General features: G+C 38.4%; 12 protein-coding genes. All 12 read left to right on the top strand.

Annotation, left to right across the window (positions count from 1 at the left end):
* Positions 1–70: 70 nt before the first annotated feature.
* Positions 71–4,354: a DNA-directed RNA polymerase subunit beta' gene (gene rpoC, locus IR022_RS16165; protein ID WP_050708318.1), complete on the top strand. Its 4,284-nt coding sequence runs from the start codon at positions 71–73 to the stop codon at positions 4,352–4,354.
* A gap of 139 nt (positions 4,355–4,493) precedes the next feature.
* Positions 4,494–4,661: a hypothetical protein gene (locus IR022_RS16160; RefSeq protein ID WP_185099933.1), complete on the top strand. Its 168-nt coding sequence runs from the start codon at positions 4,494–4,496 to the stop codon at positions 4,659–4,661.
* Positions 4,662–4,772: 111 nt separating this feature from the next.
* Positions 4,773–4,943 (top strand): hypothetical protein, encoded by a 171-nt coding sequence (locus tag IR022_RS16155; RefSeq protein ID WP_185099932.1) that lies wholly within the window; start codon positions 4,773–4,775, stop codon positions 4,941–4,943.
* Positions 4,944–5,236: 293 nt separating this feature from the next.
* The gene (locus tag IR022_RS16150; protein ID WP_194204505.1) at positions 5,237–6,139 is read left to right on the top strand and encodes a DMT family transporter; all 903 of its coding nucleotides are present in this window, start codon (positions 5,237–5,239) and stop codon (positions 6,137–6,139) included.
* A gap of 286 nt (positions 6,140–6,425) precedes the next feature.
* Entirely contained in the window at positions 6,426–6,965 is a 540-nt protein-coding gene (locus IR022_RS16145) for a 4Fe-4S dicluster domain-containing protein (RefSeq protein WP_050708316.1), read from the top strand.
* A 74-nt stretch (positions 6,966–7,039) separates the two neighbouring features.
* The gene (locus tag IR022_RS16140; RefSeq protein WP_194204504.1) at positions 7,040–7,885 is read left to right on the top strand and encodes a CoB--CoM heterodisulfide reductase iron-sulfur subunit B family protein; all 846 of its coding nucleotides are present in this window, start codon (positions 7,040–7,042) and stop codon (positions 7,883–7,885) included.
* Between the two features lie 21 nt (positions 7,886–7,906).
* Positions 7,907–9,907, top strand: coding sequence for a CoB--CoM heterodisulfide reductase iron-sulfur subunit A family protein (locus IR022_RS16135; RefSeq protein WP_194204503.1), 2,001 nt, complete (start codon positions 7,907–7,909; stop codon positions 9,905–9,907).
* A 41-nt stretch (positions 9,908–9,948) separates the two neighbouring features.
* Positions 9,949–10,428: a hydrogenase iron-sulfur subunit gene (locus tag IR022_RS16130; RefSeq protein WP_050708313.1), complete on the top strand. Its 480-nt coding sequence runs from the start codon at positions 9,949–9,951 to the stop codon at positions 10,426–10,428.
* On the top strand, positions 10,421–11,209 hold the full coding sequence (locus IR022_RS16125; protein WP_194204502.1) for a 4Fe-4S dicluster domain-containing protein: 789 nt from the start codon (positions 10,421–10,423) through the stop codon (positions 11,207–11,209). The genes IR022_RS16130 and IR022_RS16125 overlap by 8 nt, the downstream gene beginning before the upstream one ends.
* A 3-nt stretch (positions 11,210–11,212) precedes the next feature.
* Positions 11,213–12,220 carry a 4Fe-4S dicluster domain-containing protein gene (locus IR022_RS16120; protein ID WP_194204501.1) on the top strand — a complete coding sequence of 336 codons (1,008 nt, stop codon included), beginning with the start codon at positions 11,213–11,215 and terminating at the stop codon, positions 12,218–12,220.
* 111 nt (positions 12,221–12,331) lie between these two features.
* A complete protein-coding gene (locus IR022_RS16115) occupies positions 12,332–13,171 on the top strand; it encodes an FAD/NAD(P)-binding protein (protein WP_194204500.1) in 840 nt (279 codons plus the stop codon).
* Between the two features lie 206 nt (positions 13,172–13,377).
* Positions 13,378–14,085, top strand: coding sequence for a DNA alkylation repair protein (locus tag IR022_RS16110; protein ID WP_194204499.1), 708 nt, complete (start codon positions 13,378–13,380; stop codon positions 14,083–14,085).
* Positions 14,086–14,140: the final 55 nt, after the last annotated feature.

The following is a 14,140-nucleotide window of genomic DNA, read 5'->3' as shown; positions in this document are numbered from 1 at the left end:
TGTGGAGTATTTCTCGATGGAATACTCCACATACTTACAATATACTTTAACTCTTTATATAATTTGATATATGGCTTTTAGAAAAGATAGTAAAGTAAAGAGTAGCTTTTCAAAAATCACTGTCAGTCTTGCCTCTCCTGAAGAAATTCTAGAAAGTTCAAGCGGTGAAGTCTTGAAACCCGAAACTATAAACTATCGTACATACAAACCCGAACGTGACGGCTTGTTCTGCGAACGTATTTTTGGTCCGGTAAAAGACTACGAATGTCATTGCGGTAAATACAAACGTATCCGATATAAAGGTATCGTCTGCGACCGTTGTGGTGTAGAGGTTACTGAGAAAAAAGTTAGACGTGAACGTACCGGTCACATCCATTTAGTGGTACCTGTTGCTCACATCTGGTATTTCCGTTCTTTACCTAATAAAATGGGTTATCTTCTTGGTATACCAACCAAGAAACTTGATATGATCATTTATTACGAACGCTATGTTGTAATACAAGCTGGAGTAAAGGAAGAAGAAGGCGTTGCCTACAAAGACTTACTTACTGAAGAAGAATATCTGAACCATTTAGATACACTTCCTAAAGACAATCAATTATTGGATGATATGGATCCCAATAAGTTTATTGCTAAAATGGGAGCTGAAGCTGTTTACGATTTATTGGCTCGTTTGAATCTTGATTCATTAGCTAATACACTTCGTCACAGAGCTAATACAGATACTTCTCAACAACGTAAAAACGAAGCTCTTAAACAACTTCAAGTTGTTGAAGCTTTCCGTGGTTCGAAGGCGAAAAACCGCCCCGAATGGATGATCGTTAAGATTGTTCCTGTAATACCACCCGAACTTCGTCCTCTGGTTCCTTTGGATGGAGGTCGTTTTGCAACATCTGACTTAAATGACTTGTATCGTCGTGTTATCATCCGTAACAACCGTTTGAAACGATTGATCGACATTAAAGCTCCGGATGTAATTTTACGTAACGAAAAACGTATGCTTCAAGAGGCAGTAGATTCATTGTTTGATAACTCTCGTAAATCGAGTGCAATCAAAACAGAATCAAACCGTCCTCTTAAGTCACTTTCTGATAGTTTGAAAGGTAAACAAGGACGTTTCCGTCAAAACCTTTTAGGTAAACGTGTTGACTATTCTGCTCGTTCGGTAATCGTCGTTGGTCCTGAATTGAAGATGCACGAATGTGGTCTTCCTAAAGATATGGCTGCTGAGCTATTCAAACCATTTGTGATTCGTAAATTGATTGAACGTGGTATCGTGAAAACGGTAAAATCTGCGAAGAAAATCGTTGATCGCAAAGAGCCTGTAGTATGGGATATTCTTGAGCATGTGATGAAAGGTCACCCAGTATTGCTCAACCGTGCCCCTACCCTGCACCGTTTGGGTATCCAAGCATTCCAACCTAAAATGATCGAGGGCAAAGCAATTCAGTTACACCCACTTTCATGTACTGCCTTCAATGCTGACTTTGATGGTGACCAAATGGCTGTTCACTTACCTCTTGGTAATGACGCTATATTGGAAGCCCAAATGTTGATGCTTGCGTCTCATAATATCTTGAACCCTGCTAACGGTGCTCCTATTACAGTACCTTCTCAGGATATGGTATTAGGACTGTATTATATTACAAAAATACGTCCGGGAGCACAAGGTGAAGGTCTTACTTTTTACGGACCGGAAGAAGCTATCATTGCTTACAATGAGAAGAAAGTTGATATACATGCCCTTATCAAAGTGTATGTAAGAGACCTTGATGAGAATGGACAAGTGGCTACAATTATGCGCGAAACTACGGTAGGACGTGTACTTGTAAACCAAAACACTCCAATCGAAGTAGGATTTATCAACGAAATCTTATCTAAAAAATCTCTTAGAGATATTATCGGTAATATCATCAAATTGGCTGGAGTTGCTAAAACGGCTCAGTTCCTTGACGATATTAAAGATCTTGGATATACAATGGCATTCCGTGGAGGATTGTCGTTCAACCTTGAGGATGTAATTATCCCCGCAGAAAAAGAAACGCTTGTTAAACAAGGATATGATGAAGTTGAGCAGATTCTAGGAAACTACAATATGGGATTCATCACCTATAACGAACGTTACAACCAGATTATTGATACCTGGACACACATCAACTCTAAGTTGTCGAACATTTTGATGAAACAACTTTCAGAAGATAACCAAGGTTTCAACTCTGTATATATGATGCTTGACTCTGGAGCTCGTGGATCGAAAGAACAGATTCGTCAGTTGTCAGGTATGCGTGGATTGATGGCAAAACCTCAGAAAAGTGGAGCGGAAGGTGCTCAAATTATTGAGAATCCTATCCTTTCTAACTTTAAAGAAGGTCTGTCAGTGTTAGAGTACTTTATCTCTACCCACGGTGCTCGTAAAGGTCTTGCCGATACAGCATTGAAAACAGCCGATGCAGGATACCTTACTCGTCGTCTGGTTGACGTATCACAAGATGTGATCATCAACGAAGAAGACTGTGGTACACTTCGCGGACTTGTTTGTACAGAACTTAAAAACAACGAAGAAGTTGTAGCTTCATTATACGAACGTATATTGGGTCGTGTTTCTGTTCATGATATTCAACATCCTCTAACAGGAGAAATCCTTGTAGAGTCTGGTGAACAAATCAGAGAAGAAGCTGCTACAATTATTCAAAACTCACCAATTGAGCGTGTTGAAATCCGTTCTGTATTAACTTGCGAATCTAAAAAAGGCGTATGTGCTAAGTGTTACGGTCGTAACCTTGCTACTGGTCGTATGGTTCAAAAAGGAGAAGCCGTTGGAGTTATCGCTGCTCAGTCAATCGGTGAGCCAGGTACACAGCTTACACTTCGTACGTTCCACGTAGGGGGTATTGCTTCGAATATTGCTACTGAAAACAGCATCATGACAAAATACGATGGTATTTTGGAAATTGATGACTTGCGTGTTGTTGAGACTATCGACGAAACAGGCAAAAAAGTACAAATCGTAGTAAGCCGTCTTGTAGAAATACGTGTTGTAGATCCTAATACTAAAATCGTATTACTTACTCACAATATTCCTTATGGTGCTAAACTTTATTTCAAAGAAGGCACATCGGTTAAAAAAGGTGATGTAATTTGCGAATGGGATCCATTTAATGCTGTTATCGTATCAGAGGCAACAGGTAAGATCAAGTTTGAAAACGTTATCGAAAATGTAACTTACAAAGTAGAATCGGATGAACAAACCGGTTTGAAAGAAAAGATCATTATTGAATCGCGTGATAAGACTAAAGCTCCTGAGGCACACATTCTGGATGAGAAAGGCAACATAATCAAAACATACAGTTTACCTCTTGGTGCTCACGTTATCAAAGAAGATGGCGATACAATGAAAGCCGGAGATGTACTAGTTAAGATACCTCGTGCAGTAGGTAAAGCCGGTGATATTACGGGGGGTCTTCCTCGTGTTACCGAGTTATTCGAAGCACGTAACCCTTCTAACCCTGCTGTTGTATCTGAAATTGATGGAGAGGCTTCGTTTGGTAAGATCAAACGTGGTAACAGAGAAGTAATTATTACATCTAAAACAGGTGAAATAAAGAAATACCTGGTACCTCTTTCTAAACAAATTCTGGTACAGGAGAATGACTTCATCCGTGCAGGTATGCCTCTATCGGATGGTGCTACCACTCCTTCGGATATTCTTGCAATTATGGGACCAACCGCAGTACAAGAATATATCGTAAACGAAGTGCAGGATGTATATCGTCTGCAAGGTGTGAAAATCAATGATAAACACTTCGAAGTTATCGTACGTCAGATGATGCGTAAAGTAGAAGTGGTTGATCCGGGAGACACTCGTTTCCTTGAACAACAAGTTATTGACAAGCATGTTGTAATGGAAGAGAACGATCGTATCTGGGGTAAAAAAGTCGTTGTAGATGCAGGAGACTCTTCTACATTCGAACCAGGACAGATTGTTACAGCACGTAAACTTAGAGACGAGAACTCGATGTTGAAACGTCGTGACCTTCGTATCGTAGAGGTTCGTGATGCTATCCCAGCAACTGCTAACCAAATACTTCAAGGTATTACACGTGCAGCTCTTCAAACAACCAGCTTCATGTCGGCTGCTTCGTTCCAGGAAACTACTAAGGTTCTTAACGATGCTGCTATCCATGGTAAGGTTGACAGATTAGAAGGTCTAAAAGAAAACGTTATCTGTGGTCACTTGATTCCTGCAGGTACTGGTCAACGAGATTTTGATAAGCTTGTTGTAGGTACTAAAGAAGATTTTGACAGAGTAATGGCTAACAGAAAAACTGTTGTAGACTTTGACAGTGTAGAGTAGTAATCACTCATACATCATAATATTGAAAGAGGACGAATAAATTATTCGTCCTCTTTTTTTAGTTATACAATAAGGATTAACAATATCTTCTTAAAACTTTATCGTTTACTTATACGTTTATATAAAAAACCTGACTATTATGAAGATAATCAACAAGCCAACTAAAGCGAAAGAATTTAAGTCTTATGAAACTGCCAGAATAGTTCAAGATTCGAGTAAAGCTCCCGAACCTGCAACAAAGAAGGAAGTAAAGGCAGCCACAAATAAAATAAACCCTGACGAGGAAAGTATGGAAAGTAGAGGATAATATGCTATCCTTTAATTTCGAACCTGCATAAAAAGAATTTATTGTACTTTGAAAGGATAAGACAATATTTGCTTATACTAAATCTATATTACGAACTTAATATCTATACCAATGACTAATAGGCGTAATGAACTTGAAAAAGAAATTGAGATACTACAAGACAAAATTGATAATCCACCAGCCGCTACACCAAAAGAGATACGCGAGTTGTGGATAAAAGAATATGACAGTTTATCCTTTGAATTGAACAATCTATATGATGACGACGATGACAATGATTAAATAGTTACCTTTTATTTCATCTACATTCAGCATCTAAAGTAAGATGATTGACCTAACTCAAAAGACGAATAAATTATTCGCCCTTTTTTATCTGTGCAAACTCTCAGAAGCAATCAATTTCAAATTCGATCTATTTATAGCTTCTATCACAATTAATCATTCCTTATCTTTCTTTTCTTATAATATCCTCAGATTATTGAGGGAATAGATTTTATTCGAATAAAAAGCTGTGGAGATACCAACATTACAATAATAGATCTTATTTTTGCATATAGAAATTCACAAGACTTATCATGCAAAAATCCAAAGCATATTGGTATCACATAATAACAATCTTAACAGTAGCTATATGGGGTACTACTTTTGTATCCACTAAAGTCCTTATTGGATATGGACTATCTCCTATTGAGATTCTATTCTATCGTTTCCTCTTAGCATACGTTTGTATTTGGTTTATATGTCCACGCAAGCTCTTTGCGAAAAACATCAAAGACGAATTACTATTTGTTGGTACAGGTTTAAGTGCCGGATCACTGTATTTCGTCCTCGAAAATACAGCCCTTAAAATCACCCTTGCATCTAATGTATCTCTTATCATTTGCACAGCTCCTATATTCACAGCATTTTTATCGCATTTCATTTATAGGAAAGAGCATATCAAACCACATCTTATTTTCGGGTCTATAATAGCCTTATTAGGTGTTGCTCTGGTTGTTTTCAATGGTAGTTTTATTTTACAGATCAATCCATTAGGAGATATTCTTACAATTTTGGCAGCATTATCATGGGCTTTCTATGGGATAATACTCAAACGACTTAACGGTCATTACTCTACACTTTTTATTACCCGTAAGGTATTCTTTTATGGTATTATAACTTTGTTGCCTTTTATTTTATTCAGTTCTGATGTTTTTCACACGCATCTACTAACTGATCCTACAATAATTGCAAATTTACTTTTCCTTGGAGTAGTCGCATCATTATTATGCTATATCATGTGGAATAGTGCGGTCAAAGAACTGGGAGTAATACAAACTTCAAATTATATCTATTTTGTTCCACTAGTAACTTTGCTAACTTCTGCCATTGTCATAAATGAGCAAATTACAACTATAGCTCTACTTGGTTCAGTCTTTATACTCTTTGGTGTATACATAGCCGAAAGAGGGCTTAAACTAAGACAAAGGACTGCCTAAACAACTCTACAGTTAGATTCGATACTATATAATTCGAGATATAAAACCAGAATTTCTCGCAGAGTAAACAGATACATACTTAAGCCATACAAGATTAAAAACTGAATTTCAACCTTAAATTATGCCCTACAACATAAAATAAAAAGGGTATAAATAGTTTTAGTTAAATTTATTTTCCCGTACTTTGCTATCCATACTTATCAAAATACCCATTTTGTGATATTTAAAGATTATAAAACACCACAAAACTAAATATAGAGATAAGAGACCTAAACTATACTATTCTATGGAAAAAGAAAGTTATATATCTGAAATCAGATCTAAAGTGGGAGTGAATGTCAACCGCTGTTATCAGTGTGGCAAATGCTCGGCGGGTTGTGCTTTAGCTGAAGATATGGATTATCCGCCCAGTCTGGTAATGAGAATGCTGCAAACCAATGACATTTCTAATTACAATAGCTTACTACAATCCGAAACTATATGGCTATGCGTATCTTGTCAAAATTGCTTGACCCGCTGTCCTATGGAAATAGATATTCCTCAATTGATGGATTATATGAGAGAGAAATCTATTGAGAAGAAATCCATAAATAAAAAATCAAGTCAAATAGTTTCTTTCCACAAAGCTTTTCTAGACTCGGTAAAATTTACCGGACGATTATATGAAATAGGTTTGGTTGCAGGTTATAAAGCTCGCACCTTGAATCTATTACAAGACATGAACATAGCTCCTAAAATGTTTTCGAAAGGAAAACTTCCTATCCTACCCGAAATGGTCGAAGACAAAAAACAAATTGCTTCTATTTTCTCCAATACGAAGAAATAAGCAGGCCAAAGATTAACTAAGAAAACACGCCGACTTTCAATGATTCGGAAGTCTGGCAAGATCAATTATAAACTATGGAAATAGGATTCTATCCGGGATGCTCTCTGAAAGGGACTTCTTCAGAGTACGCCCAATCGACATTAGCTCTCGCTAAAGCTTTCGATATCAACTTAAAGGAGATTACCGACTGGAATTGTTGCGGAGCAACTGCTGCTCACAATCTAAATCACGAATTGGCAATGGCGCTTCCTGCTCGGGTACTTGCTCTGGCTGAAAAAGACGGTATGACCGAAATAGTTGTGCCTTGTGCTGCTTGCTATAACCGACTGACAGTTACTCAGCATGAGCTAAATCAAAGCGAAGAATTAAGAGATAAAGTTTCCGAGATTTTACAAATGCCTCTTCCGGGAAATCTTCAGATTCTCAATGTGATGCAATTTATAGACAAATACATTACCAATAGAATAGAAGAAAAGGTAGTGAAACCTTTCGAGCATAAAGTAGTATGCTACTATGGATGCCTGCTTGTTCGCCCTCAAAACATATTGAAATTTGACCGCTTAGAAGACCCGCAATCAATGGATACACTAATGAAAAAGATAGGTGCTGACTCTATGGATTGGGGCTATAAAACCGAATGCTGTGGTGCAGGATTCTCTGTTTCACGAACAGATATTGTAGCCAAACTGTCAGGTAAGATTGTAAAAGATGCTTCGGATAGAGGAGCAGAAGCGATAATTGTTGCATGCCCTATGTGCCAATCGAATCTGGATATGCGCCGCCCTCAGATTAATAGTTACTTACAGATGAATATCAAAACGCCTGTTATGTATATCACTCAGGCTATGGGTTTAGCCGTGGGATTAAGTAAAGAGGAGGTTGGACTTAAGAAACTATTTGTAGCACCAACGTTTGCATAAACGACCAAAACAGAAGAAATTATGTCAAAAATAGGAGTATTTGTTTGCCACTGCGGAGAGAATATAAGTGCCACTGTCGATTGTGAGAAAGTAGCCGAAGAAGCTTCTAAAATAACAGGGGTAGAAGTCAGTGTTGACTATAAATATATGTGTTCGGATCCCGGACAAACAATGATAAAAGAGGCTATTAAAGAAAAAGGTCTCACAGGAGTTGTGGTTGCTGCATGCTCTCCCCGTATGCACGAACCGACCTTTCGGAAAGCTTGTTCCGAAGCAGGACTAAATCCATATATGTGCGAAATGACCAACCTGCGTGAGCATTGTTCATGGGTACACGAAAAAGGAGATCAAACAACAGAAAAAGCAATTGATCTGGTGAGAATGCTTGTTGAAAAGACAAAACTCAACAAACCTCTCAATTCGATAAAAGTTCCGATTCATAAAAAAGCTCTTGTTATAGGTGGAGGTATAGCAGGTATTCAATCAAGTTTGGATATTGCCAATGCAGGGCATCAAGTTATTCTGGTAGAAAAAGACCCATCTATTGGGGGACACATGTCTCAGTTATCGGAAACATTCCCTACCCTCGACTGTTCGCAGTGTATTCTTACCCCACGAATGGTGGAAGTAGCTCAACATCCTAATATTACACTATATACTTATGCTGAGCTGGAGAAGTTAGAAGGTTTCATCGGAAACTTCAAAGCAACTATTCGTCTTAAAGCAAAAAGTGTTGATCCTAAACTCTGTACAGGCTGTGGTGTTTGCTACTCGAAATGTCCCACAAAGAAAATCCCCAGTGAGTTTAACGAAGGACTTGGTTTACGCACAGCTATTTACACGCCATTTCCTCAGGCTGTACCTAATAAGCCTGTTATTGATAAAACAAATTGTACTTATTATACGAAAGGAAAATGTAAGGTTTGCCAGAAAGTGTGCCCTACAGGAGCAATTGACTTCGACAGACCCGATGAATTTATAACCGAAGATATTGGTGCTGTAGTTACAGCAACAGGATTCAATGTTCTGAAACCCAATTTCTTCCCCGAATATGGCTACGGTAAATACAAAGATGTAATTACAGGATTACAGTTCGAGCGTTTGGCATCTGCATCAGGTCCTACTTTGGGTGCAATCCGTCGCCCTTCGGATGGTACTGAACCCAAGAAAATAGTATTTATTGCTTGTGCAGGCTCACGTGATCCGGCTAAAGGATTGCCATATTGCTCTAAGATATGTTGTATGTACACTGCAAAACATGCTATGTTATATCAACATAAAGTACACGATGGCGAATCGTATGTATTCTATATGGATATTCGGGCAGCAGGTAAGAATTACGAAGAATTTGTTCGCCGTGCAATTGAAGACGATGGAGTAAACTACGTCCGTGGTCGTGTAGCTCGTGTGTATGAAAAAGACGGTAAACTGATTGTAAAAGGTGTAGATACTCTTTTAGGAGGTAAGCCCGTTGAAATAGAAGCCGATATGGTAGTGCTTGCCAGTGCGGGCGTCGCCAGTCACGGAGCAGAAGAACTGGCTCAAAAGATGCACATTTCTTATGATCCCTATAAATTTTTTGCAGAGGCTCACCCTAAATTAAAACCCGTAGAAACTAACTCCGCAGGAATATTTTTGTGTGGAGCTTGTCAAGCTCCAAAAGACATTCCAGAAACAGTAGGAATGGCATCAGGAGCAGCAGCCAAAGTAATCGGATTATTCTCGAATAGCGAATTAACACGTGAACCCGTGGTTGCAGTTGTGAACCGTATAGCGTCGCACGAAGTATCTACTTGTGTCGGTTGTTTCTTATGCGAAACCGCTTGCCCTTATCAAGCAATAGTACACGAGGAAATTAAAAACCGAGCGGGTGAAGTTATCAAAACAGTAGCTCAGGTAAATCCCGGATTATGTCAAGGGTGTGGTACATGTGTTTCTTTCTGCCGCTCTAAATCTATTGATATACAGGGATTCTCTAACGAGCAGATGTATGCTGAAGTAATGGCTGTATTAGAAGCATAAGTCACAAAACAGACTTTGTTGTATTTGAAAAAACAAACAATATGAATAACGAATTTGAACCTAAAATATTAGCCTTTGTCTGTAACTGGTGTACCTATGCCGGAGCAGATTTAACAGGTACAAGCCGGATAAAATATGCTTCTAATGTAAAAATCGTTCGCTTTCCCTGTACAGGACGTATCGACTTCATGCTGTTGCTCAAAGCCTTTGCGAATGGTTCGGATGGGGTAATAGTATCGGGATGCCATCCTAATGACTGCCATTACACTTCGGGTAATTTTCATGCCCGACGCCGTTGGATACTTTTCAGGAGTCTACTCGATTTTATGGGAATAGATATACGCAGAATCCAGTTTTCGTGGGTATCGGCTGCCGAAGGAGCAAAATGGGCAGACATTGTAAATACTACGGTTGCATCTATCCGTGAACTTGGACCCTATACCGAATACCAAAGAGCTGGTGATTTTCTAGCCAATAACGAGGAAGAATTAGCCAAAGAAATGGAGGTGAATAATGGATGAATTGAGAACCAAAGCCAAAGAACTATTCGAAAAAGGAGAGATTGATATTTTTATCGGATATGAAGAAGGCACACGAAATCCAAGACCTCTTTTTGCGAATAATGCGGATGAGACTCAAAAACTGGTGTTCAATGATATGTGTACCGGAAATCTCGCTGTTTATTTAACCCGAAAAGATTTAGTAAAGGGTAAGAGAGTCGGAATATCAGCATCTTATTATGCATTGAAAAGTATAGCTCAACTTTTTGTCGAAAATCAGCTAAAAGAAGAGAGCTTAAAAGTATTTGGATTATCGAGTGATAGAAAAATTCAAGCTCTTAATTCATTAGAAGAAATAAAACAATACCTCAAAGATACTCCTCCACCTCCCAAGCTCAAAGATGATGAATTGATCAAGCAAATAGATGAAATGTCGTCTGCCGAACGTTGGGCATTTTGGTCAGACGAGCTATCGAAATGCTTCAAATGCTATGCTTGCCGTGCAGCTTGTCCGATGTGTTATTGTACTAAATGTATAGTGGAGGTAAATCGCCCTCAATGGATTCAGCCATGGGCAAGTACTCTGGGAAATATGGAATGGCAGATCAATCGTGTAATGCATATGGCTGGTCGTTGTTCCGACTGCGGTTCATGTGGAACAGCGTGCCCGATCGGCATTCCAATACATCTATTGACACACAAAATGTCGGAAACTGTAAAAGTCAATTTTGGCGATTCGAGTGAAAAAGGCAATGTACTGTCAACATTCAAACCCGAGGATAAAGAATCTTTTATACTGTAAGCTATGGAAAGAAAATACATAAGCCACAATTCATTAATGAATTGGCTCACCCAATTGAATGATGAAGGAAGTCAGATTTATGCTCCTGTTGCTAAAGGAAATAAAACTGACTACAAACATATAACGTCTGTGGAAGAAATTTCTATGGATCATATACAAACTACACAATCGGCTAAAGCGATAGCATTTCCTCGTACTGAGAAATTATTCTCCTACACAAAAAAAGAGGGTGATGTAACGCTTCAAAATTTTGACACAACTACTATTCCCGAAACTGTTGTTTTTGGCATTCATCCATGTGATGCGGCAGGATTCAAACCTCTCTCAGGTATTTTCAATTGGGATACTCCCGATTTACCTTTCAATGAGAGGATGAAACGCACTACACTAATTGCAGTTAGTTGTACTCAATGCGATGAGTTTTGCTTCTGCACATCTGTAAATGGTAATCCCGGAAATACAGAGGGAAGCGATATTCTATTAACGCCCATAAAAGAGGGTTATCTAGTGGAAATAATTACCGAAAAAGGAGAGAATCTGGTCAATAAACACATCAGCTTTTTCGAAGCTGATCCGAATGTAAATAAAGAAGAATATCTCGCAAAAGTACCTGTTCAGTTTAGCTTAGAAGAATTACATGAAAAGATTTCCAATATGTTCGAAAGTCCCGTTTGGAAACAACAGTCCGAACGCTGTTTAGGGTGCGGAGCATGTGCCTACGTCTGCCCTACTTGTGCCTGCTTTGATATTCAAGAAGATGCTCACGGAAGTTCAGGAAATAGACTTCGTTGCTGGGATTCATGCGGTTTCTCACTATTTACAATGCATACTTCGGGGCACAATCCGAGAGAGGTACAAAGTCAGCGATGGAGACAACGCCTGCTACATAAATTCTCATATATGCCCGAACGTATTTCCGTAAGAGGTTGTACGGGCTGTGGCAGATGTTCACGTGCTTGTCCTGTGGATATGAATATTGCAGAACATTTAAGTGAAATAGCCACCCTGTAAATCATAACCCTTTTGACTAAGGTCGCAGACCTTTTATTACTTTGACTAGTGAAACGACAATGGATACTTATGCTTTTAAAATGATTCATTAAATAGCTGAAATTACTTAATATGGATAATTCTAATATATATCTTCCAAATCTGATGCTCATCGAGAAAATTACTCAGGAAGCTCCCGGAGTAAAAACTTTCCGTTTGAAATTTAAAGATGAAGAAGCAGGAAATAATTTCGAGTTTAAAGCAGGACAATTCGGTGAATATTCTGCCTTCGGTGAAGGGGAAAGTACTTTTTGTATAGCCTCCTCCCCCACCCGCAAAGGATATATTGAATGTACTTTCCGTGAAACGGGGAAAGTGACATCAGCCTTAGCTAAACTGGAAGAAGGTCAAACCATGGGATTCAGAGGTCCTTTTGGTAACACTTTCCCGATGGATGAATGGAAAGGCAAAAACCTTCTGTTTATTGCAGGAGGTATTGCTCTACCTCCGATGCGTTGCGTGATATGGAATGCTTTAGATACACGTGAAAATTTTGGTGACATAAGTATTCTATATGGAGCTAAATCGGTAGCCGATCTGGTATATAAACATGAACTAAAGGAATGGGAAGAAAGACCTGATGTACGATTGGTTACAACTGTCGATCCGGGAGGTGAAACTTCCGACTGGAAAGGTGAAGTAGGTTTCGTCCCCTCTGTTTTAGAGAAAATGAATCCTTCTCCCGAAAATACAGTAGCCATTGTTTGTGGTCCTCCAATTATGATAAAATTTACTTTTCCAGTATTAGAGAAGTTAGGATTTACCGACGAAAATATCTATACCACTTTAGAAAACCGTATGAAATGTGGAGTCGGCAAATGCGGACGCTGTAATGTTGGGAGTCAATATGTATGTAAAGACGGTCCTGTATTTTCTAAGGTTGAATTAGAGGCTTTACCTGCTGAATATTAAAACATCAAGGTTTATAAATAGATGAAAGAAGGAGTTATTCTATAGGAATAGTTCCTTCTTTCATTTTTGTCTACTATGCAATTTAACCCTACCTTTAAAGTCTAAGACCTATTTAGTGCTTTGGTTAGTATAAAATCAGAGCCTGTGAACTTTATAAAATGTAATATTAAAATTGCATATTACTTATAAAATAAAGCAAAAGCTAGATGGAAAATATATTATCTGAGATTCGGCAAGCTTTAAAAGATAGTGTTGACGAGAAAACTAAAAGCAATAGTCAAAACTTCTTCAAAGAGAAGATAAAGTTCTATGGGATACGAGTACCTCTGGTCAATAAGATTAGCAAAGAGTCATTCGCAATTATCAAGGATAAGCCTAAAGAATACATTCTCGGATTATGCAGTGAATTATGGAAATCGGAGTATTTGGAAGAATCATTTATTGCCTGCAATTGGTCGTATAACATTCGTTCCAATTATGAAACTAAAGACTTCGACATTTTCGAAGAATGGGTAAATACATATGTAAACAATTGGGCTTCGTGTGATATGTTGTGTAACCATACAATCGGAACATTTGTAGAAATGTATCCTCAATATATAACCAAGTTAAAAGAATGGGCAAAATCGGATAATCGGTGGGTGAAACGGGCTGCTGCCGTAACACTCATAATTCCTGCCCGAAAAGGTTTATTTCTGAATGAGATTTTTGAGATCGCAGATATACTACTCCTTGATAACGACGATTTGGTACAGAAAGGATACGGATGGATGCTGAAAGCAGCAAGCGAAGCACATCAAAACGAAGTATTCGATTATGTGATATCAAAGAAAACCATTATGCCCCGAACGGCTTTACGATATGCGATAGAGAAAATGCCTCAGCATTTGAAAATTGAGGCCATGAAAAAATAATGCATAATAACTTAGAGATTGAATAAATTTTACTCATAATTAATTTAAGTGATTG

Source organism: Dysgonomonas sp. GY617 (assembly GCF_015233815.1).
GTDB lineage: Bacteria > Bacteroidota > Bacteroidia > Bacteroidales > Dysgonomonadaceae > Dysgonomonas_A.
The sequence above is the reverse complement of the archived record's forward strand: the minus strand, read 5'-3'. Positions and strand labels throughout refer to the sequence as shown.

What these genes read in the sequence shown, in the direction of transcription:
- rpoC (WP_050708318.1), top strand. Translation starts at nt 71, where the DNA reads ATGGCTTTTAGAAAAGATAGTAAAGTAAAGAGTAGCTTTTCAAAAATC.
- IR022_RS16160 (WP_185099933.1), top strand. Translation starts at nt 4,494, where the DNA reads ATGAAGATAATCAACAAGCCAACTAAAGCGAAAGAATTTAAGTCTTAT.
- IR022_RS16155 (WP_185099932.1), top strand. Translation starts at nt 4,773, where the DNA reads ATGACTAATAGGCGTAATGAACTTGAAAAAGAAATTGAGATACTACAA.
- IR022_RS16150 (WP_194204505.1), top strand. Translation starts at nt 5,237, where the DNA reads ATGCAAAAATCCAAAGCATATTGGTATCACATAATAACAATCTTAACA.
- IR022_RS16145 (WP_050708316.1), top strand. Translation starts at nt 6,426, where the DNA reads ATGGAAAAAGAAAGTTATATATCTGAAATCAGATCTAAAGTGGGAGTG.
- IR022_RS16140 (WP_194204504.1), top strand. Translation starts at nt 7,040, where the DNA reads ATGGAAATAGGATTCTATCCGGGATGCTCTCTGAAAGGGACTTCTTCA.
- IR022_RS16135 (WP_194204503.1), top strand. Translation starts at nt 7,907, where the DNA reads ATGTCAAAAATAGGAGTATTTGTTTGCCACTGCGGAGAGAATATAAGT.
- IR022_RS16130 (WP_050708313.1), top strand. Translation starts at nt 9,949, where the DNA reads ATGAATAACGAATTTGAACCTAAAATATTAGCCTTTGTCTGTAACTGG.
- IR022_RS16125 (WP_194204502.1), top strand. Translation starts at nt 10,421, where the DNA reads ATGGATGAATTGAGAACCAAAGCCAAAGAACTATTCGAAAAAGGAGAG.
- IR022_RS16120 (WP_194204501.1), top strand. Translation starts at nt 11,213, where the DNA reads ATGGAAAGAAAATACATAAGCCACAATTCATTAATGAATTGGCTCACC.
- IR022_RS16115 (WP_194204500.1), top strand. Translation starts at nt 12,332, where the DNA reads ATGGATAATTCTAATATATATCTTCCAAATCTGATGCTCATCGAGAAA.
- IR022_RS16110 (WP_194204499.1), top strand. Translation starts at nt 13,378, where the DNA reads ATGGAAAATATATTATCTGAGATTCGGCAAGCTTTAAAAGATAGTGTT.